Annotated in this window: 23 protein-coding genes; 10 read left to right on the top strand and 13 right to left on the bottom strand. The window is 65.3% G+C overall.

From position 1 onward, the window contains the following. Positions 1-3: 3 nt before the first annotated feature. Positions 4-390: a hypothetical protein gene (locus tag A5784_RS32335; RefSeq protein ID WP_502687557.1), complete on the bottom strand. Its 387-nt coding sequence runs from the start codon at positions 388-390 to the stop codon at positions 4-6. A 149-nt stretch (positions 391-539) separates the two neighbouring features. Here A5784_RS32335 and A5784_RS32330 point away from each other — a divergent pair, with 149 nt between their 5' ends. Then, entirely contained in the window at positions 540-1,049 is a 510-nt protein-coding gene (locus A5784_RS32330; RefSeq protein WP_064948946.1) for an Rv2253/PknI dimerization domain-containing protein, read from the top strand. A 24-nt stretch (positions 1,050-1,073) separates the two neighbouring features. Here the strand turns inward: A5784_RS32330 and A5784_RS32325 are convergent, their stop codons facing one another. Genes A5784_RS32325 through A5784_RS32280 form a run of 10 tightly spaced genes read right to left on the bottom strand, consistent with a single transcriptional unit; the run spans position 1,074 to position 13,385 of the window. Then, positions 1,074-2,801, bottom strand: a complete 1,728-nt coding sequence (locus A5784_RS32325) for an MCE family protein (protein WP_064948945.1) — start codon at positions 2,799-2,801, stop codon at positions 1,074-1,076. Then, positions 2,801-4,126, bottom strand: a complete 1,326-nt coding sequence (locus A5784_RS32320) for an MCE family protein (RefSeq protein WP_064948944.1) — start codon at positions 4,124-4,126, stop codon at positions 2,801-2,803. Before A5784_RS32320 ends, A5784_RS32325 begins: the two co-directional genes overlap by 1 nt. Next, on the bottom strand, positions 4,123-5,598 hold the full coding sequence (locus A5784_RS32315) for an MCE family protein (protein WP_064948943.1): 1,476 nt from the start codon (positions 5,596-5,598) through the stop codon (positions 4,123-4,125). The genes A5784_RS32320 and A5784_RS32315 overlap by 4 nt, the downstream gene beginning before the upstream one ends. After that, the gene (locus A5784_RS32310) at positions 5,598-6,680 is read right to left on the bottom strand and encodes an MCE family protein (RefSeq protein WP_064948942.1); all 1,083 of its coding nucleotides are present in this window, start codon (positions 6,678-6,680) and stop codon (positions 5,598-5,600) included. The genes A5784_RS32315 and A5784_RS32310 overlap by 1 nt, the downstream gene beginning before the upstream one ends. Further along, entirely contained in the window at positions 6,680-7,705 is a 1,026-nt protein-coding gene (locus tag A5784_RS32305) for an MCE family protein (protein WP_064948941.1), read from the bottom strand. The genes A5784_RS32310 and A5784_RS32305 overlap by 1 nt, the downstream gene beginning before the upstream one ends. Next, positions 7,702-8,979: an MCE family protein gene (locus A5784_RS32300; RefSeq protein ID WP_064948940.1), complete on the bottom strand. Its 1,278-nt coding sequence runs from the start codon at positions 8,977-8,979 to the stop codon at positions 7,702-7,704. The genes A5784_RS32305 and A5784_RS32300 overlap by 4 nt, the downstream gene beginning before the upstream one ends. A gap of 9 nt (positions 8,980-8,988) precedes the next feature. Continuing rightward, complete coding sequence (locus tag A5784_RS32295; protein WP_064948939.1) at positions 8,989-9,846, bottom strand: MlaE family ABC transporter permease; 858 nt, start codon at positions 9,844-9,846, stop codon at positions 8,989-8,991. A 16-nt stretch (positions 9,847-9,862) separates the two neighbouring features. After that, a complete protein-coding gene (locus A5784_RS32290) occupies positions 9,863-10,660 on the bottom strand; it encodes an MlaE family ABC transporter permease (protein WP_064948938.1) in 798 nt (265 codons plus the stop codon). Positions 10,661-10,695: 35 nt separating this feature from the next. Further along, a complete protein-coding gene (locus tag A5784_RS32285; RefSeq protein WP_082945222.1) occupies positions 10,696-11,913 on the bottom strand; it encodes a CaiB/BaiF CoA transferase family protein in 1,218 nt (405 codons plus the stop codon). Further along, positions 11,913-13,385: an aldehyde dehydrogenase family protein gene (locus tag A5784_RS32280; protein ID WP_064949001.1), complete on the bottom strand. Its 1,473-nt coding sequence runs from the start codon at positions 13,383-13,385 to the stop codon at positions 11,913-11,915. Before A5784_RS32280 ends, A5784_RS32285 begins: the two co-directional genes overlap by 1 nt. A 267-nt stretch (positions 13,386-13,652) precedes the next feature. Here A5784_RS32280 and A5784_RS32275 point away from each other — a divergent pair, with 267 nt between their 5' ends. From A5784_RS32275 to A5784_RS32255, 5 genes are all read left to right on the top strand, one after another. Continuing rightward, the gene (locus tag A5784_RS32275; protein WP_064948937.1) at positions 13,653-14,354 is read left to right on the top strand and encodes an SDR family NAD(P)-dependent oxidoreductase; all 702 of its coding nucleotides are present in this window, start codon (positions 13,653-13,655) and stop codon (positions 14,352-14,354) included. A gap of 17 nt (positions 14,355-14,371) precedes the next feature. After that, positions 14,372-15,244 carry a mycofactocin-coupled SDR family oxidoreductase gene (locus tag A5784_RS32270; RefSeq protein WP_064948936.1) on the top strand — a complete coding sequence of 291 codons (873 nt, stop codon included), beginning with the start codon at positions 14,372-14,374 and terminating at the stop codon, positions 15,242-15,244. 28 nt (positions 15,245-15,272) lie between these two features. Further along, positions 15,273-15,467, top strand: a complete 195-nt coding sequence (locus A5784_RS32265) for a ferredoxin (RefSeq protein ID WP_064948935.1) — start codon at positions 15,273-15,275, stop codon at positions 15,465-15,467. 24 nt (positions 15,468-15,491) lie between these two features. Next, entirely contained in the window at positions 15,492-16,886 is a 1,395-nt protein-coding gene (locus A5784_RS32260; protein ID WP_064948934.1) for a cytochrome P450, read from the top strand. A 132-nt stretch (positions 16,887-17,018) separates the two neighbouring features. After that, the gene (locus A5784_RS32255; RefSeq protein WP_064948933.1) at positions 17,019-17,354 is read left to right on the top strand and encodes a hemophore-related protein; all 336 of its coding nucleotides are present in this window, start codon (positions 17,019-17,021) and stop codon (positions 17,352-17,354) included. 152 nt (positions 17,355-17,506) lie between these two features. Here the strand turns inward: A5784_RS32255 and A5784_RS32250 are convergent, their stop codons facing one another. Beyond that, entirely contained in the window at positions 17,507-18,682 is a 1,176-nt protein-coding gene (locus A5784_RS32250) for an acyl-CoA dehydrogenase family protein (RefSeq protein WP_064948932.1), read from the bottom strand. Further along, entirely contained in the window at positions 18,683-19,687 is a 1,005-nt protein-coding gene (locus A5784_RS32245) for an acyl-CoA dehydrogenase family protein (protein ID WP_064948931.1), read from the bottom strand. 264 nt (positions 19,688-19,951) lie between these two features. Between A5784_RS32245 and A5784_RS32240 the strand changes: the two genes are divergently transcribed. Genes A5784_RS32240 through A5784_RS32225 form a run of 4 tightly spaced genes read left to right on the top strand, consistent with a single transcriptional unit; the run spans position 19,952 to position 23,497 of the window. Next, on the top strand, positions 19,952-21,055 hold the full coding sequence (locus A5784_RS32240) for an amidohydrolase family protein (RefSeq protein WP_064948930.1): 1,104 nt from the start codon (positions 19,952-19,954) through the stop codon (positions 21,053-21,055). A gap of 20 nt (positions 21,056-21,075) precedes the next feature. Continuing rightward, complete coding sequence (locus tag A5784_RS32235; protein WP_064948929.1) at positions 21,076-22,218, top strand: amidohydrolase family protein; 1,143 nt, start codon at positions 21,076-21,078, stop codon at positions 22,216-22,218. After that, positions 22,218-22,610, top strand: coding sequence for a Rieske (2Fe-2S) protein (locus tag A5784_RS32230; protein ID WP_064948928.1), 393 nt, complete (start codon positions 22,218-22,220; stop codon positions 22,608-22,610). The genes A5784_RS32235 and A5784_RS32230 overlap by 1 nt, the downstream gene beginning before the upstream one ends. Further along, positions 22,607-23,497 (top strand): alpha/beta fold hydrolase, encoded by an 891-nt coding sequence (locus A5784_RS32225; protein WP_064948927.1) that lies wholly within the window; start codon positions 22,607-22,609, stop codon positions 23,495-23,497. The genes A5784_RS32230 and A5784_RS32225 overlap by 4 nt, the downstream gene beginning before the upstream one ends. The last annotated feature ends 1 nt before the right edge of the window (position 23,498 follow it).

The following is a 23,498-nucleotide window of genomic DNA, read 5'->3' as shown; positions in this document are numbered from 1 at the left end:
CGACTACGCGTCCCCGCGCCGCCAACGCGAATCACCGTTCATCGGAACACAAGTCAGGAACAGACCGTCAGGGGCCTGCGCCACCTGATCCATCTCGGTCGTGCAGAGGCTGCCCTCGTCACGAATACCGGCCATCGGCGGCGAGCGGAACCACCGCGGGTCGTACCGCCGCGGCGAGCCGCAGAACAGCAACCTTCCCCACCCGTTGCGACCGTCGACGCCGAAAACGTAGTACGACGTGTTTCCGCACGGCGCGCCGAGCTCGGCAGTGCCGTCGATACCCGGCACGCAGTAGGCGTCATTACACGTCTGCGGCCCCGCATTCGCCTGCGGCGCAAGCATTGTCGCGGCGACTATTGCCGGAGCGGCCGCGATCACGGTCACACGCACGTCACTACCCTCACACAGGTGAAAATTGGACTCTCGATTTCCGAGAATATTACTACGGATCGCCTCAAGAAATCGTCGAATGCCACAGCATTGGTAGTGTTATTCTCGCTGATTGAGAACGTGACTTCCACTGCCTAAGGAGTGGCTCCATGTCGGCGTCGAAGGTAAGCGCGTCCGCGGCGGTGGTCGCCGTGACAGTATGGGTCGGCCTGAGCGGGGCCGCACCGGCGGGCGCATCGGACGGATGGGGCATCAACGGCACATTCGCCACGTCGGCCAACGGTGACTGGGCCAAGATCAACGAGCGTTACGAGAACCAGCCTTCGGTACGGAGCACCTGGACCGTGAGCACGTCATGCACGTCGCCCACCGACTGCGCGGGCACCGTCACCAGCGACGAAGGCTGGACCGCACCGATCTACACCACCAACGGCCTGTGGTATGTCAAACACGTTGTGCCCCAATGGCGATTCTGCGCTGACGGCACACCTATCGAGGGTCTGCAGACTCACAAGCTCTATCCCGTCGGGGCCGACGCCCACGTGGACCTGGCATCCACCGAGTACACCGGCGAGAGCATCACCGTGGGCGCCAGCGGCTCGTGCGGCCGCAACCAGTGGCCGACGATCCGGATGCCGTTCTACATGAAGAAAATCTGACGCCGAAAGCACATGGGCCACTGCTCAATTGGGCATGAGGTCCTGCCACGTCTTCGGCGTCGTCGCGAGGTTCGCCTGCTGGTAGAGCTTGCCGTCGCTGCCCATGTACTGTCCGGTGCGCGGGTCGTACTTGGCGATCGCCACCGAAGGCCCTGACGAGCCGTCGCTGTGGAATGCGCTCGGCGCGGCGGCCGGTGCGCCGGCGTCGGGTTCCGGGGGCAGCGCGGGACCATGCGGCACCGGAACCTCGGAGGCCTCGGGCCGCTGTGCGGGAGGAAGCGGAACCGCGTTCGGGTCAGGCGCAGGCGGTGCCGGCTGCCCGGACACGGGGGGCTCGGTATAGATCGGCTGCCCGGGCAACAACGGACCCGGAGGCATGCCCGGGAAGCTGGCAGGCGGCTGCGGCTCGGGCGCCGCGCCGGGTGGCGGAGCGGACACTCCCGGCGGCAGTGGAGTGCCTCCGAGTGGCCCGAAGATGTTGTTGTCGGGCAGCACTCGCTGATCGGTCGGGACACCCTGCGAAATCAGGTTCGGGTCGAGCGGATACGGGCCGAGCGCGTGCTGTCGCTGCGCCAGAGGCTGGAATCCCCTGGGGTCATCACACAATTCGACGGTGGGCGCCCGTTTGCCCGGGTGCCCCATGCACGGGTAGTTACGCGCACCGCGGACCCCGATCGGCGAATCCTGCGGCAACTTGCAGTAGATGTTGTCTGGCGTGTCGATGACCGACGTGTCCGATGGTGACCGCCACGCCGAGGGCGGGAGGAAGCCGACGGTGCAGGCCGGCGGGTCACCGAGGCCCAGCGAGAAGTCGCCATTGGGCAGACCGGTCGGACTGGTGGTCGGCGCGTAGGTCTGTATCTGAGCGACGTACGGCGGCAGCAGCACCAGGATCTGCTCGAGCGACGGGTTGTAGGTCACCGCGATCTGACCGAAGGTGGACAGGTTCGCCAACAGCACCGGCAACGTCGGCTTGATCTGCTGCAGCAATTGCGATGTCTCATTGGCGAATCCGGGGCCGTTGCGCAGTATCGACCGGAACTGAGGGTCGTTCGTGGCCACCTGGTCGGTGACGCCCGCCAGGCTCGCCGCCCACGTCCGGATCGAATCGGTAGTCTGCGCCTGCGCATCGAGGAACGGACCCGAGTCGTCGATCAGCGTGCGCGTGTGATCCGACACCGCGTTGGAGTCCCGGGTGATGGTCGCCGCCGAGTCCAGGAGCGAGCCGAAATCGTAGCCCGTTCCGTTGAAGGCGTTGAAGGACTCGTCGAGCAACTGGCTGAGCTTGTCCTTGGGAATGGTGCCCACCAGCGCACTGAGCTGATCCAGCATCGGGCCGACCTGTTGCGGAATGGTGGTGTCGGACATCGCGACAACCGATCCGTCCTGAAGGTAGGGCGGCGAGTCGGTGCGCGGCAGCAGATCGATGTACTGCTCCCCCACCGCCGACATGCTGCGGACCTGCGCCTGCAGATCGGCGGGCACCTTCGGTGACCGGTCGAGCGACAACGTGGCCAACGCGCCCTTGTCGGTCAGATCGACCGACGTGACCTTGCCGATCTGGGAACCGCGGTAGGTGACATTGCTGAACTGGTAGAGCCCCCCGGTGGCAGGCAGTTCCACCTTGACGGTGATCCGGCCCAGCCCCACCAGCGTGGGCACCTGCATGTAGGCGAACAGCATCACCGCGACGCCAACGATCGAGGCGACCGCGAAGAGAACCAGTTGGGTGCGGACGAAACGTGTGAGCATCAGTGCCCCCCATACGGTCCGGCGAATATGGGCGGCGGTGCACCCGGTGCACCCGGGGCGGGCGCCGCGTCCGGAGCCGGGCCTCCCGGAATCGCCAGCGGAGCAGGCGGGGACACCGGCAGGATCGGTCCCGTCGCGGCAGGCGGTGGCGGCGGCGACGACGCTTCACCGGGCGGCGGTGCGTCGGGTGCCGGCGGGAAGGCCCCCGGTGGTGGCGGATTCACGCCGGTCTTGAGCGGATCGTAGGTGTAGTTCAGATACGGCGGATCACCGGGCGCCGGAACAATAGTCGTGTCCTCCTGCGCCCAGCGGGTACCGAGCATCAAACTGTGCTTCAACCGCGGGATGGTGAGATCGATGGTGGCGAACAGGTTGTAGTAGTCGCCGCGGATGGCGCGATCCATGAAGCTCTGGGTGAACGGGAAGTGCACCGCGTATTCGAGCACCGCCGCGAGGTCGGGGCCGACATCGGCGAGCGCTTTGAACGCCGGTTCCATGTTCTTCAGATTCGCCACCAGGTCGGCCTGTGAATCGTTGACGAACCGGTTTGCGGTGTCGCTGAACGTCCCCAATTTCTGCAACGCCGTCGTCAGCCGGGGCCGTTCCCTGATCAGCACATCGAGGGCCGGTGGAATCTTGTCCAACGCACGGGTGATGACGTCGCGCTGACCGGCGAATGTCACGGCCAGTCGGTTGAGCCCCTGGATGCTCGCGACGATGTTGTCCCGCTGCGCGTCCAGGGTGCCGACAAACGTATCCAACCGCGTGATCAGAGAACGGATGTCGCCTTCGCGGCCGCGCAGGGCGGCGCTGAAATTGTGGATGACGTCGCCGACCTGTCCGAGTCCGCCGCCGTTGACCACCGCGGCGAGTGACCCCAGGGTCTGCTCGGTCGTCGGGTAGGTCGACGAGTCGTTCAACGGAATCCTCGCTCCCGCTGGGAGTTTGCCTTCCGGCGGTTGGCCTACGGGTGGGTTGATGGCCAAGTGCATCGAGCCGAGCAGGCTGGTCTGCCCGATGCTGGCGATGACGTTGGCGGGTACCACCGTGCCCGGCTGCACCGAGAACTCGACGTCGGCGTGCCAGTTGCTGACCCCAAGCGAGCGCACGCTGCCCACCACGACGTCGTTCATCATGACTGGCGAGTTCGGTTCCAGCGTCGCCACATTCGCGATCTGGACGTGATAGACGGTGGCTTCGGAGCCCCGCCCGACAGCACCCGGCAGCGGAAGCGAGTTCACTCCCTGGAAAGCGCAGCCGCTCGCCGTCAGCGCGACGCACGACCCGACGGCGATCGCAAGCCGCACCGGTTTTGCCCTGCTCATGCTGGTGGCGTCCCTTCTGCCGGTTGCGGGGCTTCGGCAGGCAACGGCGCACCGGTCGACGGGTTTTCGGGGCCGGGCGCCGGCCCCGTCGTCGCACCGTCCGCCGGGCCCGCCGGGGTCAGCATGTCCCGAACGGAGGAAGGCACACTGGGCTGTTCGACGGGACGCCCTTCAGGCAGCATCTGCTGCGCGCCGGGTGGCGGCGTTCCCGGTGGCCGGCCGGTGAACGGTGCCGGCGGAGGCGGACCCGGGTTGTACGCCGAGAGGGCCGGCGGAACCTCCGGTGCAGTGGGCGTCCCCCCGTCGCCACCGGGGGCCAGCCCGGGCTCGGAGTAGACGATGTTCGCGGGGTTGGCCGACGGCATCAGATAGGGCGAGATCGGGAACGGCAGGTAGTTGAAGTTCAGCAGCCGCAGGGCCGGTCCCATGTACTGCGAGCAGAGTTTCGCGGTCTCCGGAGCGGTGGTGTTCTCGATGGCTCCGATTGCGCCACAGATGAACTGGACCGGGTTGGAGAAGTTGTTCAGCACGAACTGCCCCACCGCGCTGCCGGTGTCCGGGTTGTAGATGTTGTATCCGTTGATGAATGCGTTCGGCGCGATGTGCAGGATGTTCTCCACCTCCATCTTGTGGTCGACGAGGTTCTGCGTCACGTTGGCCAACCGCTGGACCTGCTCGGAGGTCTGGTTGCGGGTGCCCGCGACGAACCGCTGCACCTCCACGACCGCGACCGACAGGTTCTTCAGCGCTGCGTCGAGGTCGGACCGGCTGCCGTCGATGACGCTGGTGAGCGTCGCCAACCGGTTCTGGAACGACACCACCTGCTCGCTGCTGTCCCGCAATGCGGTGACGAACGTCTGCAGGTTCTTGATGATGTCGACGATGTTGCCGCTGCCTTCGGCCAGGATGCGGGCGACGCCTGAGAGCTGGGTTATGGTCTGGCGCAGCTTGTCTCCGTTGCCGTCCATCGCGTTGGCTGCGCTGTCGGTGAACCGGGACACCGAGGTGCCGTCGACACCGCTCTTGGGACCCAGGTCGGTGGCCAGCCGCATGAGTTGCTCTTTGACCTGGTCCCACTCCACGGGCACCGCGGTGTGGTCAAGACCGATCACTGCGTTGTCGGGCAGAGTCGGGCCGCTCGACCGGTAGGCCGGTGCGAGTTGCACGTACCGTGCGGCGACCAGGTTCTGCGCGACGATCACGGCCTTGGCGTCGGCAGGCACCGGGACGTCGCGATCCACCTTGAGCGTCAGCCTGGTCTGCGTGCCCTCGGGTGCGATGGACGCGATCGTGCCCACCTTGACGCCCGATACCCGCACGTCGTCGCCCGGGTAGATGCCCGTTGCCGATGTGAACAACGCCGATATCGTCTTCGGGGCGAAATATGCCTGGCGGACCAGGAATCCGGCGCCGACAGCGAGCACCGCCACCAGCGCCACCGCCAGCAACTTCGCGATGCGGTTGCGATTCATCAGCGTGTCCCCCCGGGAATCCCGTTGTACGGCAAGGGAAGTTCAGCGCGTGGCCCGGCATTGTCGGGCGGCTGGCCGGCATTGACGCCGCGCCGGAAGCCGAACGCGTAGTCCAGGAACGGCTGCAGGATCTGCGCGGGGTTCAGGTTGGGCACGTAGGCGTTGTAATACGGTCCGTTGGCCAGGGTTTCGCCCTGCGACAGCATGAACTTCTTGATGTTGGGCAGCGCCTTGGCGATGTTGTCCCGATTGTTCTCCAGCACCGCGGTCACCCGGTTGAGCCGCTCCAGTGTCGGCGCCAGTTGCGCCTCGTTGTCGGCCACCAACCCGGTGAGCTGTTGCGACACCGCAGCGGTATTGGCCAGCAGGTCCACGATCGCCTCGCGACGTTCGTTGAGGACGCCGACCAGATCGTTGGCGTTGAGGATCAACGTGTTGAGCTGATCGCTGCGCTGCGCAAGCACCGTCGTGACGTCGCCGGCGCTCTTGAGCAGCGCCGACAGGCTCTCGTTGCGGCTGTTGATCGAACGCGACAAGCGGCTCAGCCCGTCAAAGGTCGGACCGAGCCGCGGAGCCAGTTGATCGATGGTCGCCGACAGAGTGTCCAGCGACTGGTTCAGCGATGCCGTGTCGGTGCCTGCCGAGTTGGTCGTCAGATCGCTGACGGCGTCGGTCAGCGAGTATGGCGAGGACGTGCGTGACGTCGGGATCACGTCGGTGGTGCGCAGCGTTCCGCTGCCGTCGGACTCCAGGGTCAGCACCCGCTCGCCCAGCAGCGAGCCGGTGCGGATGTGTGCTGTGGTGAGCGAGCCCAACGGGTACTTGCCGTCGGTGGTGAAGGTCACCAGGGCATCGCCGTTGCGCAGCGACACATCGGTGATCTTGCCAACCTTGATGCCCGACAGGGTGACGTCGTTGCCGACCGCGATGCCGCCTGCCTCGGTGAACAACGCCTGATGACGCAACGACGTGGCCCACTGCATCAGTCGCTCCGGCTGAAGTCCCACCGCGATGACGAGAATGATCAGCACTGTGCCGATGAAGCCGGCCTTGACGAGCGTGGATTCGCGGTACTTCAGCATCAGGGCTCCCCGCACCTTCCGCCTTCTTGTTTGATCATGGGGAACACTGCGGTGCGGCCCTGCAGATCGGTGACCCGGAGCGAGATTCCGCAGATGTAGTACATGATCCAGCTGCCGTACGATCCCAGCCTCGCGAGCTTGCGGTAGTTGTCCGGAGCCTTCTGCAACCCGCTGTCCAGCGTCGCCTTCTGGTCGTCGAGCACGGTGGCCACCCGGTTGAGCTGCTCGACGCTGCCCTTCAGCGGGGGGCGGGCCTGGGTGAGCAGGCTGGCGATGGACGCGGTCCCGTTGTCCAGGGACGTGATGGCGGTGCCGATCGGATCACGGTCCTGTGACAGCCCACTGACCAACTGCTCGAGCCGGTCGATCGTGGTGGAGAACTTGCCGCCGTCCTTGCCCAGTGTCCCGACCACGGTGTTGAGGCTGTCGATCAGCTGCTGGATCACCTGATCGTTGTCCGCCAACGTGTTCGAGAACGACGAGGTCCGGTTCATCAGCGAGTCCAGCGAATCGCCCTGGCCCTGCAGGATCTGGATCAACGACGACGTCAGCGCGTTGACGTCCTGCGGGTTGAGGCCCTGGATCACCGGGCGCAGACCGCCCAGCAGCAGATCGAGGTCGAGCGCGCTGGCGGTGCGGTCCTTCGGTATCTGCGATCCGGCCGGCAGCAGCTTGGTGGACCCGGGGCTGTCCATCAGCTCCAGGTAGCGGTCGCCGACCAGGTTCAGATACCGCACCGCGGCCTTGGTTCCCGTGGTCAACGCAATGTTGCGGTCGGCTTCGAATTCGACGCGGACGGACCGGTCCTGCTGCAGCGAAACATCTTTCACCGTTCCCACTCGGACACCCGCAACCCGCACGGTGTCACCGGCCTTGAGCCGCGACGCGTCGCTGAAAACCGCCGAATAGCCGTTGTACGAACCGCCGCGGTACTGCGAGAACGTCATGAACAGGAACGCCGTGAGCACTACCATCACCACGGCGAAGACCGCGAACTTGATGAAAGTGGTTATGCCGCGCCTCATCCCGGCTGTCCGATCTGCGCGGTGTTACGCGGCGGCCCGTCCAGCGGGCCGAACAGGATCTGTTTGAGTCCGTCGGAGTTGAGCAGGATCCCCTGGTTTCCGTACTGCCAGGGATTGGCGTTGGTGTCGGTGACGAGGTATTTCGCCCTGTTGCCGAATCCGATGTAGGGCAACCCCATGCAGTTCGGGCCGCCCTTGGCCGCGACCTTGGGCAGATTCTGCGGGTACCGGTACCGCTCGATACCGAGCGTGAACGCCACGTTGACCAGCACACCGGGATCCATCTGGGGCGGCTGCAACCGCATGAAGTTCATGCCGTCGAGCGCGCAGTTGAGGCCCGGTGCGTACTTGTTCAGCAGGTCGGTCGTGGGCACCAGGAGGTGCAGCACGTCGGTCACCGCGGGACGGTTGGCGCCGACGACGTCGTTGCCGACGTCGGCCAGCCCGATCGAGCTGACCAGGAACGCATCGAGATTCGTCTGCTCATCGACGATGCTGTCGCTGATGCGGTTCGTGTTGTCCACGGTGCGCACAAGGTTCGGCGCGGCATCGCCGTACGCGTTGGCCACGGGGGCCATCGCCTCGATGTCGTGCGAGAGGTTGGGCAGGCTGGGCTCCAGCTTGGCCAGCAGAGCCTCGAAGTCCGTCAGCGTCTGCCCCATCTGCTTGCCCCGGCCGCCGAAGGCCGCCGACATGGCGCCGAGGGTTTCGTTGAGCTTGGCCGGGTCGATCTTGTCCAGCACCCGCGTGAGTTGTTGGAACACCGTGTTGATCTCGACGGTCACGTGCTGGCCCTGCAGCACCTGCCCCGGACGCAGGGTATCGGTGGACGGGTTGGGCGGCGGGACCAATTGCACGTACTTGGCGCCGAACACGGTGGTAGAGGCGATGTCCGCCTGGACATCCTGCGGGATGAGGCGCAGCTGCGTTGGATCCATCGCCAGGTGCAGCACAGCTTTGCCGTCGGACCGGTAATCGATCGAAGCGACCTTTCCGACCTGCACGCCGCGCATCTTGACCTTGGCGTCAGGGTTCATCACCAGTCCAGCCCGGTCCGAGATCAGGGTGATCGGCTCGGTCGTGGTGAAGCTGCCCCGGAACATGCCGATGGCCACGAGCACCACGAGGCCCAGTGCGACCACGGTGGCCAGACCGGCCAGCGGACGGACGTGGCCGCCCACGCCGAAGCTGCGTCCGGGACGCGCCGCCACCGGCGTTGCCGCACTGGTGGTTTCGGACCGGTGAGCCGGGCCCGGGCCGATGTTCTGTGTCAACTCTTCTCCCTATCCGGACAGGTTGAAGTTGCCGTTGGAGCCATAGATGGCCAGTGAGATCAGCAGCGTCACCGACACCACGACGATCAGCGAGGTACGCACCGCATTGCCCACGGCGACACCGACACCCGATGGGCCACCACTGGCGAAGTATCCGAAATAGGTGTGGATCAGCAGGATCGTGATGGCCATCAGGATCGCCTGAAGAAACGACCACAGCAGGTCGATCGGATTCAGGAAGGTGTAGAAGTAGTGGTCGTACAGGCCGCCCGACTGGCCGAGCAACACCACCGTGGTGAACTGAGATGCCAAGAACGACAGGATCACCGCGATCGAGTACAGCGGGGTGATGGCGACCATGCCTGCCACGATGCGCGTCGAGACCAGGTATTCCACGGGCCGGATGGCCATCGACTCCAGCGCGTCGATCTCCTCGTTGATCCGCATCGCCCCCAGCTGCGCGGTGACCCCGGCACCGAAGGTGGCCGCCAACCCGATGCCGGCAACCACGGGAGCGGCGATGCGCACGTTGATGAAGGCCGCCAGGAAGCCGGTGAGTGCTTCGATGCCGATGTTGCCCAACGACGAGTAGCCCTGGATCGCCAGCGTCCCGCCGGTGGCAAGGGTGAGGAACCCGACGATCACCACGGTCCCGCCGATCATCGCCAATGTTCCTGCGCCCATGGAGATCTCAGCGATCAGCCGGATCACCTCGTGGCGGTAGTGCAGGGCGGCATGCGGGGTTCCTGCGACGGCTTTGAGGTAGAACAACGTGTGGTCGCCGATGCGCCCCAACAGGGATACCGGCTTGTTCATCTGGCGGGTCAACCGCGGATACGTACTCCGCAGGATCGTCAAGGTTCCCATGTGTCCCCTACCCGCCTCAGTGCGCCGTCATGCGGATACCGATGGCGGTGACCACCACGTTGATGACGAACAAGGCCATGAAGGCGTACACCACGGTTTCGTTGACGGCGTTACCCACCGCCTTGGCGCCACCGCCGGTGATCGTCAATCCGCGGTAGCAGGCGACCAGTCCGGCGATCAACCCGAACAGTGCAGCCTTGACACACGAGATGATCACCTCGGGCACACCCGTCAGCAGGGTGATCCCGGCCGCGAACGCGCCCGGGTTGACGTCCTGAATGAACACCGAAAACGTGTAACCGCCCAGGATTCCGATGATGACCACCAGGCTGTTGAGCAGCAGAGCCACCAGGCCGGAAGCCAGGATCCGCGGGGTCACCAACCGTTGCACCGGATTGATCCCGAGCACCTCCATGGCGTCGATCTCTTCCCGGATGGTCCGCGATCCCAGGTCGGCGCACATCGCCGTGGCGCCGGCGCCGGCGACGATCAACACTGTGACCATCGGTCCGATCTGGGTCACCGCGCCGAATGCCGCACCGGCGCCGGACAAGTCGGCGGCCCCGAGCTCACGCAACAGAATGTTCAGGGTGAAACTCACCAGGACCGTGAACGGGATCGCCACCAGGAGCGTGGGAGCCATCGACACCCGGGTGATGAACCAGCACTGCTCCAGGAACTCACGACCCTGAAACGGCCGCCTGAAAGCGAACCGGATCGCGTCCAGCGACATCGAGAACAAAGCTCCGACCGCCCGCATCGGACCCGCCAGGCTGCGGCCGAGCGATATGCCCGACGACCATCTATCTGCCATCTGCCCTCCGGTACCGGATCGCCACTGTCCGCCGCTCAGGTGACGGCGCCGGCCGTCTTGAGCTCGATGATGCGGTCCCAGTCCAGCCCCAGTTCGACGAGGATGTCGTCGGTCTGCTCGGCGAATCCGGGTGCCGGCCCCGTGTTGGGCGCGGCGACATCGAACTGCACCGGGTTCGCGACGAGCTCGAGTTCACCGGCCTGCACCAGGTACTCGTTGGCCCGGATCTGGGCGTCCTGCGCGGCCTGCAGCGTGTCCTGCACTGGGGCCCACGGCCCGGCCAGGGTCGCGAAGCGCTCACTCCATTCCGGAAGGGTCCGCTTCTTCATCGCCTCGCTGAGGATCTCGACGGCAGCCGGGGTGTTCTCGGCGAACGATTCGGGCGTCGCGAATCGCGGATCGTCGAGGTAGCGCTCGAGGTCCATGTGCCGGCACACGTCGGCCCAGAACTTCGTCGGCTGCATCATCACGAACGAGATGTAGCGGTCGTCCGCGGTCGCGTAGAGACCCACCAGCGGGTTGATCGGCGAGCCGTGCACGCCTGGAGGTGGTTGCACCATCAGCTGATTGAGGTGGCCGGTGAGCGCGAACGTGTGGCCCATGGACCACAGTCCACTGCCGAGCAGCGATACATCCACGACCGACGGCTCGCCGGTGCGTTCCCGTTTGAACAGCGCCGCCGCGATACCGCCTGCCAGGTTGGTGCCCGAGATGGTGTCGCCGTACGCGGGTCCGGGCGGGCCGATCATGCCTTCGATCCCGGGCGGGGTGACGGTCGCCGCGGTGCCGGCCCGGCACCAGAAGGCGGTCATGTCGTAACCGCCTTTGACCGACTCCTCACCGCGGGGCCCCAGCGCGCTGCCGCGCGCGTAGATGATGTTCGGGTTCACCGCGCGGATGTCGTCGACGTCGATACCGAACTTCTGGCGGTGTCCGGGCAGAAAGCTGGTGAGAAACACGTCGGCCCGGCGCGCCAGCTCCAGCAGAACCTCACGCCCTTCCGGTACCGACATGTCCAGCCCGATACTGCGTTTGCCGCGGTTGGCGTGCTCGATGTTGGGGTTCGGGTCGCCGTCCACCCGCAGCGGCCCGGTCTGGCGCAGCCCGCGCTGTGGGTCCCCGGTGACGGCGTGTTCGACCTTGATGACGTCGGCACCCCACTCACCCAGCACGGCGCCGGCCGACGGCACGAAACCGTACATGGCCACCTCGAGGACCCGGATGCCGTCAAGCGGGCCCGGTGCTGCGGCCATCAGGACACCACCGTCGCAAACGTCTTGGATTCCAAGAACTCCTCGAGTCCGGCCCGGCCCATCTCACGGCCGATTCCGGATTGTTTGAATCCTCCGAACGGACTGTCGGGGCTGAAGTAGTTGCCGCCGTTGATCGAGAATGTTCCGGTGCGAATACGACGCGCGACAGCGAGGGCGCGCTCGGCACTGCCGAACACCGCGCCGGACAGACCATAGATGGAATTGTTGGCGATGCGCACCGCGTCATCGTCGTCTTCATAGGCGATGACGGCCAGGACCGGGCCGAAGACTTCTTCCTGCGCGATCTCGCTGTCGGGATCGACATCGGCGAGCAGAGTCGGGGTGTAGAAGAAGCCGGGGCCCACTTTCTGGCCACCGGTCACCAACGTCGCGCCGGCCGCGACGGCGCGCTGGACCATGGCGTCGACCTTGTCGCGCTGCTTCTCACTGATCAACGGTCCCATGTAGGTCTTCGGGTCGGTCGGATCTCCGAAGCGCACCAGGCCGAAGTTGTTCTTGATCAGCTCGACGATCTCGTCGTGGTGCCGGGCGGGCACCAGCAGGCGCGACGTCAGCGCACAGCCCTGGCCAGCGTGCGTCATCATGCTGAACGCCGAAAACAATGCGGCGGTGGCGAAGTCGGCGTCGTCGAGGACGATCGCGGCCGACTTGCCGCCGAGCTCGAGGAACACCTTCTTGAGCGTGGTACTCGCTGCGGCCATGATGGCGCGCCCGGTGGGTGTCGACCCCGTGAAGGTCACCATGTCGACGGCCGGATCGGTGGTGAGCACCGCGCCCACCGCGGGATCGGCGCCGCTGATGACGTTGACGACACCGGCAGGGATATCGGTGTGAGCGGCGATCAGCTCGCCGAGCGCCAGCGTGATCAGTGGGGTGTCAGGGGCGGCCTTGAGCACCACTGTGCAGCCCGCGGCCAGGGCCGGGGCCAGCTTGGCCAGTGCCAGCTGGTTGGGATAGTTGTAGGCGATGATGGCCGCCACCACGCCGGCGGCTTCCTTTTCCACCCACCGGTGGTGCTGCATGCCGCGGCTTTCGCTGGTGCCGAGGTCTTCGGTCAGTGGGTAGGTCGCCAAAAGTTCCGCGTAGTACCGGACGATGTCGATCGGCTGGTCGAGTTGCGCGCCTGCGCACAGCGCGGCCGTCGCGCCCACCTCTGCGATCGTGAGGGCGGCCAAGTCGTCACGGTGGTCGAGCAGGGCCTGATGGAACTGTTGGAGGCAGCGCACGCGTAACGCGGTGTCGGTCGCCCACTGCGTGGTGTCAAAGGCCTCCCGTGCGGCGGCGACGGCGGCTTCGGCATCCGCGACGGTGGCGTCGGGCGCGTATCCCAGCACCTCGCCGGTCGCGGGATTGACGGAAGGAAACGTCCGCGGCGTCTCGCGCAGTTCACCGCCGATCAACATCTTCCGGTCGGCCCGCTTGGTATCCGTGATCGTGGGCGTTTCCTGCATCATCCTCCTCGACTGATTTGCAGACTGTGATGGAAACTTCATTCTCATCACCGGCGAATCATACATTCGCTTCATGAGAACTCAAGCAAAAGATAGATTGGCTAGTCATGGCACGTTGCGGCCCGGGCAGCACCATCGGCGCCCATCGTCTGCCGGCAACTCGGATCTTGCGACGTGCACAATGGCGAGAGTACGGTTCTCATAATCGGAAGGAAGATTCTTGAACGGTGACAAACGCGCGGCCGACCTGGCGCGAGGGGTACTGCTGTGAAGAATGCTGTGGTCACCGGCGGGGGCTCCGGTATCGGTGCGGCGATCGTCGCGCGGCTACGCGCCGACGGGCTCAACGTCGCCATCCTCGACCTGCAACCGTCCGACGACGAGTTCGCCCATGTCGCCGACGTGACAGACCGCGCCGCGGTCGATGCTGCACTCAACGCCGTGCGCGCACAGCTCGGCCCGATCTCGGTACTGGTCAACGCGGCCGGCCTGGACTGCTTCAAGCGGTTCACCGAGGTGTCGTTCGACCGGTGGCAGCGGGTGATCGACGTCAACCTCAACGGCGTCTTCCACTGCATCCAGGCGGTGTTACCGGAGATGATCGACGCAGGCTGGGGCCGCATCGTCAACATCTCGTCGTCGAGCACCCACTCCGGCGCCCCCTACATGGCGCCGTATGTCGCCGCGAAGTCGGCGGTCAACGGACTCACCAAGACCTTGGCCCTCGAATACGGGCCGGCAGGCATCACGGTCAACGCGGTGCCGCCGGGCTTCATCGACACCCCGATGCTGCGCGCCGCGGCGGACAAGGGCTACCTCGGCGATATCGATAAGACCATCGAAGCGACGCCGGTGCGGCGGATCGGCAGACCCGAGGACATCGCCGCGGCCTGCGCCTTCTTGGTCTCCGAGGAGGCCGGCTACATCACCGGCCAGATCCTCGGCGTCAACGGCGGCCGTAATACCTAAAGAAAGGACTGCGGGCAGTGGGTAATTCAGAAGGTCGGGTGGCCGGCAAGGTTGCCTTCGTCACCGGCGCCGCGCGCGGGCAGGGACGCAGCCATGCGGTCCGACTGGCCGAAGAGGGCGCCGACATCATCGCGGTCGATCTCTGCCGCGACATCGACTCGATCGGGTACCCGCTGGCGACGCCCGAGGACCTCGAGGAGACCGCGCGCTTCGTCGAGAAGGCCGGCGGCCGCATCGTGACCGCGCAGGCCGACGTGCGGGTGGCCGACCAACTCAAGGACGCATTGGAGGCGGGCCTCGCCGAATTCGGCAAGCTCGACATCGTGGTCGCCCAGGCCGGCGTCGCCGGGATGAAGGGCAATCCACCGCTGCAGGCCTGGACCGACGTCATCAACACCAACCTGGTCGGCACCATCAACGCGATCCAGGTGGCGCTGCCGCACCTGACCGAGGGCGCGGCGATCGTCGCGACCGCGTCGGCCGCCGCGCTGATGGACGCACACAACAAGCCGAACCCTGGCGCAGACCCGGGCGGCATGGCTTACATGACCTCCAAACGCCTGCTGTCGCAGTACGTTCACGACATCGCCACCGAACTCGCGCCGCGCGGGATCCGGGCCAACGTCATCCACCCGACCAACTGCAACACCAACATGCTGCAGAGCGAACCGATGTACCGCTCGTTCCGGCCCGACCTCGAGCACCCGACGCAGTCCGATGCCGAACCGGTGTTCTACGTCCAGCAGGCCATGAAGGTGCCGTGGATCGAGCCGGTCGACATCAGCAACGCCGTGCTGTGGCTCGCCTCGGACGAAGCCCGGTACGTCACCGGTATGCAGCTGCGCGTCGACGCGGGCGGGTACCTCAAGTGGTACGACTACCACGTGTGAGCCTATTGACTCGAAAGGGGTTGGCGTAGTGAAGGTTTGGGTCGATGCCAGTCGATGCCAGGGCCACACGCTGTGCTCGATGATCGCGCCCGATTCGTTCGTACTCGACGATGTGGACGGACACGCGTCACCGGTGTCGGAAGTGGTGCCGGCCGACCGGCAGGACGCGGTCCGCGAGGCCGCACACTCCTGCCCCGAGCAGGCCATCGTCATCGAGGACTGACCCAAACAGCTAGGGAGACAACGCATGAACGTCGCCGATGAGCCGCGGGCGCGAAGAGCGACAGGCAACCAAGTCGCGACCGACGACGAACGCAAGAAGAACACCTACCACTTCGACCGGCACACACCGGAATACCGCGGGCAGTTCGAGAAGATCACCGAGGAAATGCAAGCCCGCTGCCCCATGGCGTGGACCGATACCTATAACGGCCACTGGGTGGCCGCCGACAGCAAGCATGTGTTCGAGCTGGCCCGCTGTCCCGCGGTGTCCAACCACCACGACATCAGCGGGAACACCCCCTACCAGGGAATCACCATCCCGAAGGCCAGCCGCGCCACCGTCGTTCGCGGCGGCATCCTGGAGATGGACGAGCCCGAGCACAGCGCTTACCGTGGGGCGCTCAACCCATACCTGTCCCCTGCCGCCATCAAGCGGTGGGTGCCGTTCGTCGACGAGATCACGCGCGCAGCGCTCGACGAGCACATCGAGTCGGGCCGGATCGATTTCGTCGAGCATCTGGCCAACGTGGTACCCGCGGTGTTCACCCTCGCCATGATGGGTATCGAGCTCAAGAAGTGGAACGTCTACAGCGAGCCCACGCACGCGTCGGTGTACACCCCGGAGCATTCGCCCGACCGCGAGAAGATCAACGAGCAGCACCGCGAGATGGGTATCGACATCATCAACAACATGATGGAGATCCGGCAGAACCCGCGGCCTGGTCTGGTCAATGCGATGCTGCAGCTGCGCATCGACGGTGAACCTGCGCCCGACATCGAGATCCTGGGCAACCTGGGTCTGGTCATCGGCGGCGGATTCGACACCACCACCGCGTTGACTGCGCATGCTCTGGAATGGCTCGGCCAACATCCCGCTGAGCGCGACCGGCTCAGCACCGAGCGGGCGACGCTTCTCGACCCGGCCACCGAGGAGTTTCTGCGCTTCTTCACCCCGGCTCCCGGGGACGGCCGGACGTTCTCCGAGGACGTCGTTGTCGAAGGCCAGCACTTCAAGCAATACGAGCGCCTGTGGCTGTCCTGGGCGATGGCCAACCGGGATCCGTCGGTGTTCGACGAGCCCAACGAGGTCGTCCTCGATCGCAAGGGCAACCGGCACTTCAGCTTCGGCATCGGGGTGCACCGCTGCGTCGGTTCGAACGTGGCGCGCACGGTGTTCAAGTCGATGCTCACCGCGGTGCTCGACCGCATGCCCGACTACGTGTGCGACCCCGAGGGCACGGTGCACTACGACACCATCGGCGTGATCCAGGGCATGCGGAACTTGCCCGCCACATTCACTCCGGGCAAACGGCTCGGACCCGGCCTGGACGAGACGTTGGAGAAGTTGCAGCGCATCTGCAATGAGCAGGAGCTTGCCCGGCCGATCACCGAGCGCAAGGAAACTGCCGTCATCGACTGATTCGGGTAGTCACACCAGTAACAGGACAGCCCCCTACCCCGATAGTCCTGTTAACCTCGATTGAGGTCACTTCAACAGACGTGTGAGCAAACTCGCCGCCGTGCCGGCGGAACCAGATGGGGGTACGAAGCCATGATCAAGATGTCGTGCGCGAAACTCGCGTTGGCCCTCGGCGGCCTCGCAGTCGCAATCCCCGCCTCGCTCGGCGTCGCAGCTGCTGCGCCGTACGACGCGGTAGTCAACACCACGTGCACCTACGACCAGGTCCTCGCGGCGCTCAACGCACAGCGGCCGGACCTGGCCCAGGAGTTCAACGCGTCGCCGTTCGCGCAGGGCGCGCTGCGCAGCTTCCTGTCGTCGCCGCCGGCCCAGCGTCAGCAGACGGTGACACAGCTGCAGGCCAGCCCGGCGGCCGCGCAGTATTTCGGTGCGATCACCTCGATCGCGAGCAGCTGCAACAACTACTGAGCCTCACACAAACGGCGGTAGGTCCATGCCTGCCGCCGTTTGTCATGTCTTCCCCGACCTCCTAGCGCGAGCAGCCCTCCTAGCGCGAGCAGACGCTCAGGTACGCGACACGCCGAGTTTCGGGTACCGCGATGACTGTTCGCCGGAGAAACTCAGCGCCGCGGCAATCCGAGCACCTGGGTCGCGATGATGTTGCGCTGGATTTCCGACGTCCCACCGGCGATCGTTCCGCCGAAGCTGCGCGCGTAACGCTCGAACCAGCTGGCGAAGTAGTGGTCGAGGTTCATGTGTGCATAGGGGCCGGTCGTCGACGGGTGCACCAGCCCGTCCGGTCCCGCTGCGGTCAACGCGTTCTCGAAAGCGTTGCGCTCGGCCTCGGAGCCGAAGAGCTTCAACACCGATACCGACGCGGTGTCCATCTCGCCACGTGCCGCCCGGGCCAATGCCGCAGAGCCCATGGCGCGCAACGCCTGATAGTCCATGACCGTGGTGGCGTACTGGTCCCGTTCGAGCGCCGTGCGGGGATGGAAATCGGCGAGCATGTTGTCGATGCGATCCGCGAAACCCAGCCACATCATGGTCCGTTCGTGGCCGAGCGAACCGTTGGCAACACCCCAGCCACCGTTCAGGGGGCCGACGAGATTCTCGGCGGGCACCTTGGCATCGGTGAAGAAGACCTCGTTGAAGTCGAGGTTCTCCTCACCGGTCATGTCCGCGAACGGCCGGCACACCACGCCAGGGGTGTCGGTCGGGATGATCAGCACGCTGATGCCCTTGTGTTTGGGCGCGTCCGGATCGGTACGGACGAAAGTCAGCAGGAAGTCGGCGTCGTGTGCGCCCGACGTCCACACCTTCTGCCCGTTGACGACGAAGTGCTCACCCACCAGGGCTGCCCGGGTGCGCAGGGACGCAAGATCCGAACCGGCGCTCGGCTCACTCATTCCCAGCGACGCCGTGCACTCACCGCGCAGCACGGGAACTGCCCAGCGGTGTTTCTGCTCCTCGGATCCGAACGAAAGCAACGATGCGGCAATGATATTGACGCCCTGAGGGTTGAAGCTGTGGTAGATCCGCCTGCGGCACAACTCATCGAGGTGGACGAACTGCTGCACGACGGTGGCGTTGCGGCCACCGAACTCCGGCGGCTGGGCGGGCAACAACCAGCCGTTGTCGAACAGCAGCCGCTGCCAGTCGCGGGCCCACTGCGGCATGTGCGACACCGAGCGGGGCCGCTCCAGCGTCTGCGCCTCGGATGGCAGATGCTCGTCGAGGAATGCGGCGAACTCGGCACGGAACGCCTCGACGTCGGAATCGAAGGTGAGTTGCATCTACAGCCCCCTGTACGTCGTGCGGTACTCGGCGGCGATCACCGCGCGGTGCTCGGCCGCCCCACCCAATAACAGTTCGCCGGCCTTCGCGCGCTTGAGCGCGAACTGGACGTCGTTCTCCCAGGTGAATCCCATCGCTCCGAACAACTGCAGTCCGTGGCGGAAGGCCACCGCCTGGCACTCGCCCGCCGAAGCTTTGGCCATCGCCGCGGCCAGTCGTCGGCGTGGGTCATCGGCAGCGATGGTCAGCGCGGCGAAGTACGACAGTGCCCGGGCCCGTTCGATGGCGATGTGCATATCGACGGCCTTGTGCTGCACCGCCTGGAACGATCCGATCGGCACCCCGAACTGATGGCGTTGCTTGACGTGTTCGAGCGCGAGCTCCAAAACCCGTTGGCAGGCACCGACAGTCGTCACCGCCATGCCTGTCAACGCCAGATGCCGCGCCTTCTCGGAATCGACCCGCATGCGATCCGTGTCGGGAACATGCACCCCGTCGAAGGCCACCTCGGCAATGTGCAGCACCGGATCGAAAACCGGTGTGCGACGGGCGCGCACCGCCGCGGCCGGCACCAGGAACACACCGGCGCCGGTGACCACGGCCAGCGCCTGTACACGGTCACCGTCGAGCACATGGGGTGCGGTGCCGTTGAGCACCCACCCCGTGTCATCGCGGCGCGCGGTGATCCCGCTGTATACCGCGGTACCCGGCGCGGCGGGATCGAACCGGTCCCCGGCCAGCGGCGCGTACTGCGTCATGGTCGCCAGATACGGGGTCACGTCGGTAGCGCGCCCGAGCTCTTCGAGCACGACGGCGAGCTCGACCGCATTCTGCGGATCGGTCAGTTCGGTCCAGCCCTGATCCGTGTAGCTCTGCCACAGCGGCGCTGGGTCGACGCCCTGCTCGGCCACCTCCCGGACCAGGGTCGCCGGACATTGCTTGCCGACCGCGTCGCGTACGGTGTCCTGCCATAGCCGCTGATCGGCATCGAATTCGAGTAGCACCCGCCGCCTCCTGTGGGCCGTCACATCCCAGCGAGAATAACATTCTCGTACAGTGATCTGACATTCTCCGAGTCGACGGATCCGTGTTCCACGAGCCATCGCTAGGCGACTGACCAGCATCACCGTCCACCAGCGCGGGAGCCACCAGCCAGATGGAGAACAATATTCTTGCTATTGAAGAATAGGGATCTAAACTGACAGCAGGTCCGGTGTCGCGGTCACACCGTCGACAACGTGCGCACCGGACGAAATCGGAGGTCAGCCTTGGCAGTGCAGCACCCCGACGGGACCAGCAGCCCGGTCATCGATGCCAGCGTGCACGTCTTCTTCGGCTCGAACAAAGACCTGCGGCAGAACTTTCTGCGCGAGCCGTTCGCCAGCCGCGGCTTCCCCGACTACGAAATGAATTGGTATGGCGCGCCGGGCGGCGAGTATGCGGATTACGCCAAGGGGCCCGAACGGCAGTACCCCGGCTCTGATCCCGATCTGACCGCGCAGCATCTGTTTGCCGACCGTGGTGTCGACATCGCGATTCTGCATCCCATGACCCGCGGCATCATGCCGGATCGCCACCTGGGAACCGCACTTGCCAACGCGCACAACAAGATGATGGTGACGCGCTGGCTCGACCACGATACTCACGGCCCCCGGTTCCGCGGCACCATCCGGGTGAATCCCGACGACATCGCCGGCGCCCTGCGCGAGATCGACCGCTACAAGGACCATCCGCGCGTCGTGCAGATCGGAGTGCCGCTGCAGTCCCGCGAGCTGTACGGCAAGCCGCAGTACTGGCCACTGTGGGATGCCGCCGCCGATGCCGGCCTGCCGGTGGCCGTACACATCGAAGGCGGTGCGGGCGTGCAGTTTCCGCCGACACCGTCGGGGAAGACCCGAACCTACGAGCAGTATCTCGGCTTCATGGCGCTGAATTACCTGTACCACCTGATGAACATGATCGCCGAGGGTGTCTTCGAACGCACGCCCGCACTCAAGTTCGTGTGGGCCGACGGCGCGGCCGACATGCTGACGCCGTTCATGTGGCGCATGGACTGCTTCGGGCGGCCGCATCTGGAGCAGACACCGTGGGCTCCCAAGATGCCCAGCGACTATCTGCCCGGCCACGTCTACTTCGTGCAGGGCGCACTCGACGGACCTGGCGACGTCGAATTCGCCGGCGAATGGTTCGGATTCACAGGCAAGGAAGACATGGTGATCTTCGGGTCGAGTTACCCACACTGGCAACTGAACGAACCGACGGTGCCGGCCACGTTCACCACCGAGCAGCGCGACAAGCTGTTGTGGCGCAACGCCGCAGAGCTCTACGGGCTCCACAACGTCGTCATGCCGTCCGCCGTTGCGGCACAGTAGAAGTACCCGAGGGAGGATTCATGTCCGTCACAGCGAACCCACGAGTACCCGCGGCAGAACGCATCGCGGTCCGGTGCGTCGACTCCGACGTGCATCCCATGCCAAAACGCGGTGAGCTCACCGAATACATCCCCGAGCCGTGGCGCAGCAAGTACTTCCTCAATCACCCGGTCGGCGAGCAGATCTACTATGACGCACCCGATTACGCGCACTCTTACGCGATGCGCGTCGACGCATTCCCACCCGACGGTGAATTCGCCTGCAGCGACCCGGATATGGCGCTGCGCCAGCTGATCATGGAGGCCGGCTCCGACATCGCCATCCTGGAGCCGACGCGCGCCGAGAGCCGGTTGGCCGAGGCCACCGCGGCCTACTGCACCGCGACCAACGAATGGCTGGCCCATCACTGGCTCGACAGCCACAACAACTGGCATCAACGTTGGCGCGGCTCGGTGTGTGTGGCCATCGAGGAGCCGCAGCTGGCCGTCGCCGAGATCGAAAAGTGGGCCGATCACCCCTACATGGCTCAAGTCCTGATCAAAGCTGAGCCGCGGCCGTCGTGGGGGGACCCGAAGTACGACCCGGTCTGGGCGGCGGCCACCAAGCACGACATCACCGTCAGCTGCCACCTCTCGCGTGGCGAGTTCGACACGCTACCGCTCCCCCCGGTCGGATTGCCCAGCTACAACCACGATTTCATGGTCACGTACTCGCTGTTGGCCGCCAACCAGGTGATGAGCCTGATCTTCGACGGGGTCTTCGACCGCTTCCCCACTCTGCGCATCGTGTTCGTCGAGCACGCGTTCACATGGATCCTGCCGCTCATGTGGCGCATGGACGCGATCTATGCGGCTCGCAAATCCTGGATGGGCATCAAGCGCAAACCGAGCGAATACGTCAAGGACCACATCAAATTCACCACCCAACCGCTCGACTACCCCGAAGACAAGACCGAACTGTCCCGCGCGTTCGAGTGGATGGAATGCGAGAAGATCCTGCTCTACAGCAGCGACTATCCACACTGGACCTTCGACGACCCACGCTGGCTGGTCAAGCATCTGCCCGAACACACCCGCGAGGCCATCATGTTCCGCAACGGTATCGAGACCTACAAGCTGCCCGAGACCGTCCCGGTTCTCGAGGGTCAGGTGCGGGTGTTCTGATGAGCGAGCCGGCCAAGCGCCCCAGGCTTGCGCAGGGGCGCGAGCACGTCGTCGCCACTGTCGACGAGATTCCGCCTGGCACCCACAAACTGGTGCCGATCGGTCGTCACGGGGTCGGTGTCTACAACGTCAACGGCAGCTTCTACGCGATCGCGAACTACTGCCCACACGAGGGCGGCCCGCTGTGTTCGGGACGGGCCCGCGGGCGCACCGTCGTCGACGAAACCGTCCCTGGCGGCGCGGCGATGGTGCGCGATCAGGAGTTCATCTACTGCCCGTGGCACCAGTGGGGTTTCGAACTGGCGACCGGCACGACCACGGTCAAGCCGGAGTGGAGTATCCGCACCTACCCGGTGCGGATCGTTGACGACGAAGTGTTGGTGATGGCGTGACGGTGGTGCTCGAGCAGGACGAGAAGGTCATCGAGATCAACGGCGGCAACGTCGTGTATGAAATCCTCGGTACTGATGGTGATTTCATCGCGCTGACGCCGGGAGGCCGGTTCAGCAAGGACATTCCCGGGTTGCGGCCGCTGGCCGAGGAACTCGTCAGGGGTGGCTACCGGGTACTGCTGTGGGACCGCCCCAACTGCGGCAAGTCCGACGTGCAGTTCTACGGATACAGCGAATCGCATATGCGGGCCGAAACGTTGCACCACTTGATCACCCAGCTGGGCATCGGCCCCTGCATCCTGGCCGGCGGATCGGGCGGTGCCCGGGATTCTATGTTGACGACCATGCTCTACCCCGACATCGTCACCAAACTCGCGGTCTGGAACATCGTCGGCGGCGTGTACGGCTCGTTCGTGCTGGGCTCCTACTACATCGTCCCGAGCATCCTCGCGGTACGCGGTGCGGGGATGAAAGCCGTTGCTCGCATTGACGAGTGGAAGGACCGAATCGGGGAAAACCCGGTGAACGAGGCCCGCATCCTGGCGCAGGACGCGGACGAGTTCCTCAAGTTGATGCTGCGCTGGCTCAACGCGTTCGTCCCCAAGCCCGGACAGACCATCCCCGGCGTCGAGGACGAGATGTTCGACAACATCACAGTTCCGACGTTGATCATCCGGGGCGGGGAGAACGATCTCGACCACCCCAAGCGCACCTCTCTGGAGGTGAGTTGCCTGATCAAGGGTTCGACGCTGATCGATCCGCCATGGCCCGAGGACGCCTGGGAACGCGCCGGGGAGGATCGTGCGTCTGGAAAAGTCAAGCGGTTCAACATGTTCGACACCTGGGTGCAGGCCGCACCGGCGATCCTGGACTTTCTCGGCAGATGAC

The sequence above is a fragment of the Mycobacterium sp. 852013-50091_SCH5140682 genome (assembly GCF_001665685.1).
Lineage (GTDB): Bacteria > Actinomycetota > Actinomycetes > Mycobacteriales > Mycobacteriaceae > Mycobacterium.
Note: the sequence above shows the minus strand (reverse complement) of the source record. Positions and strands in the feature narration are given on the sequence as shown.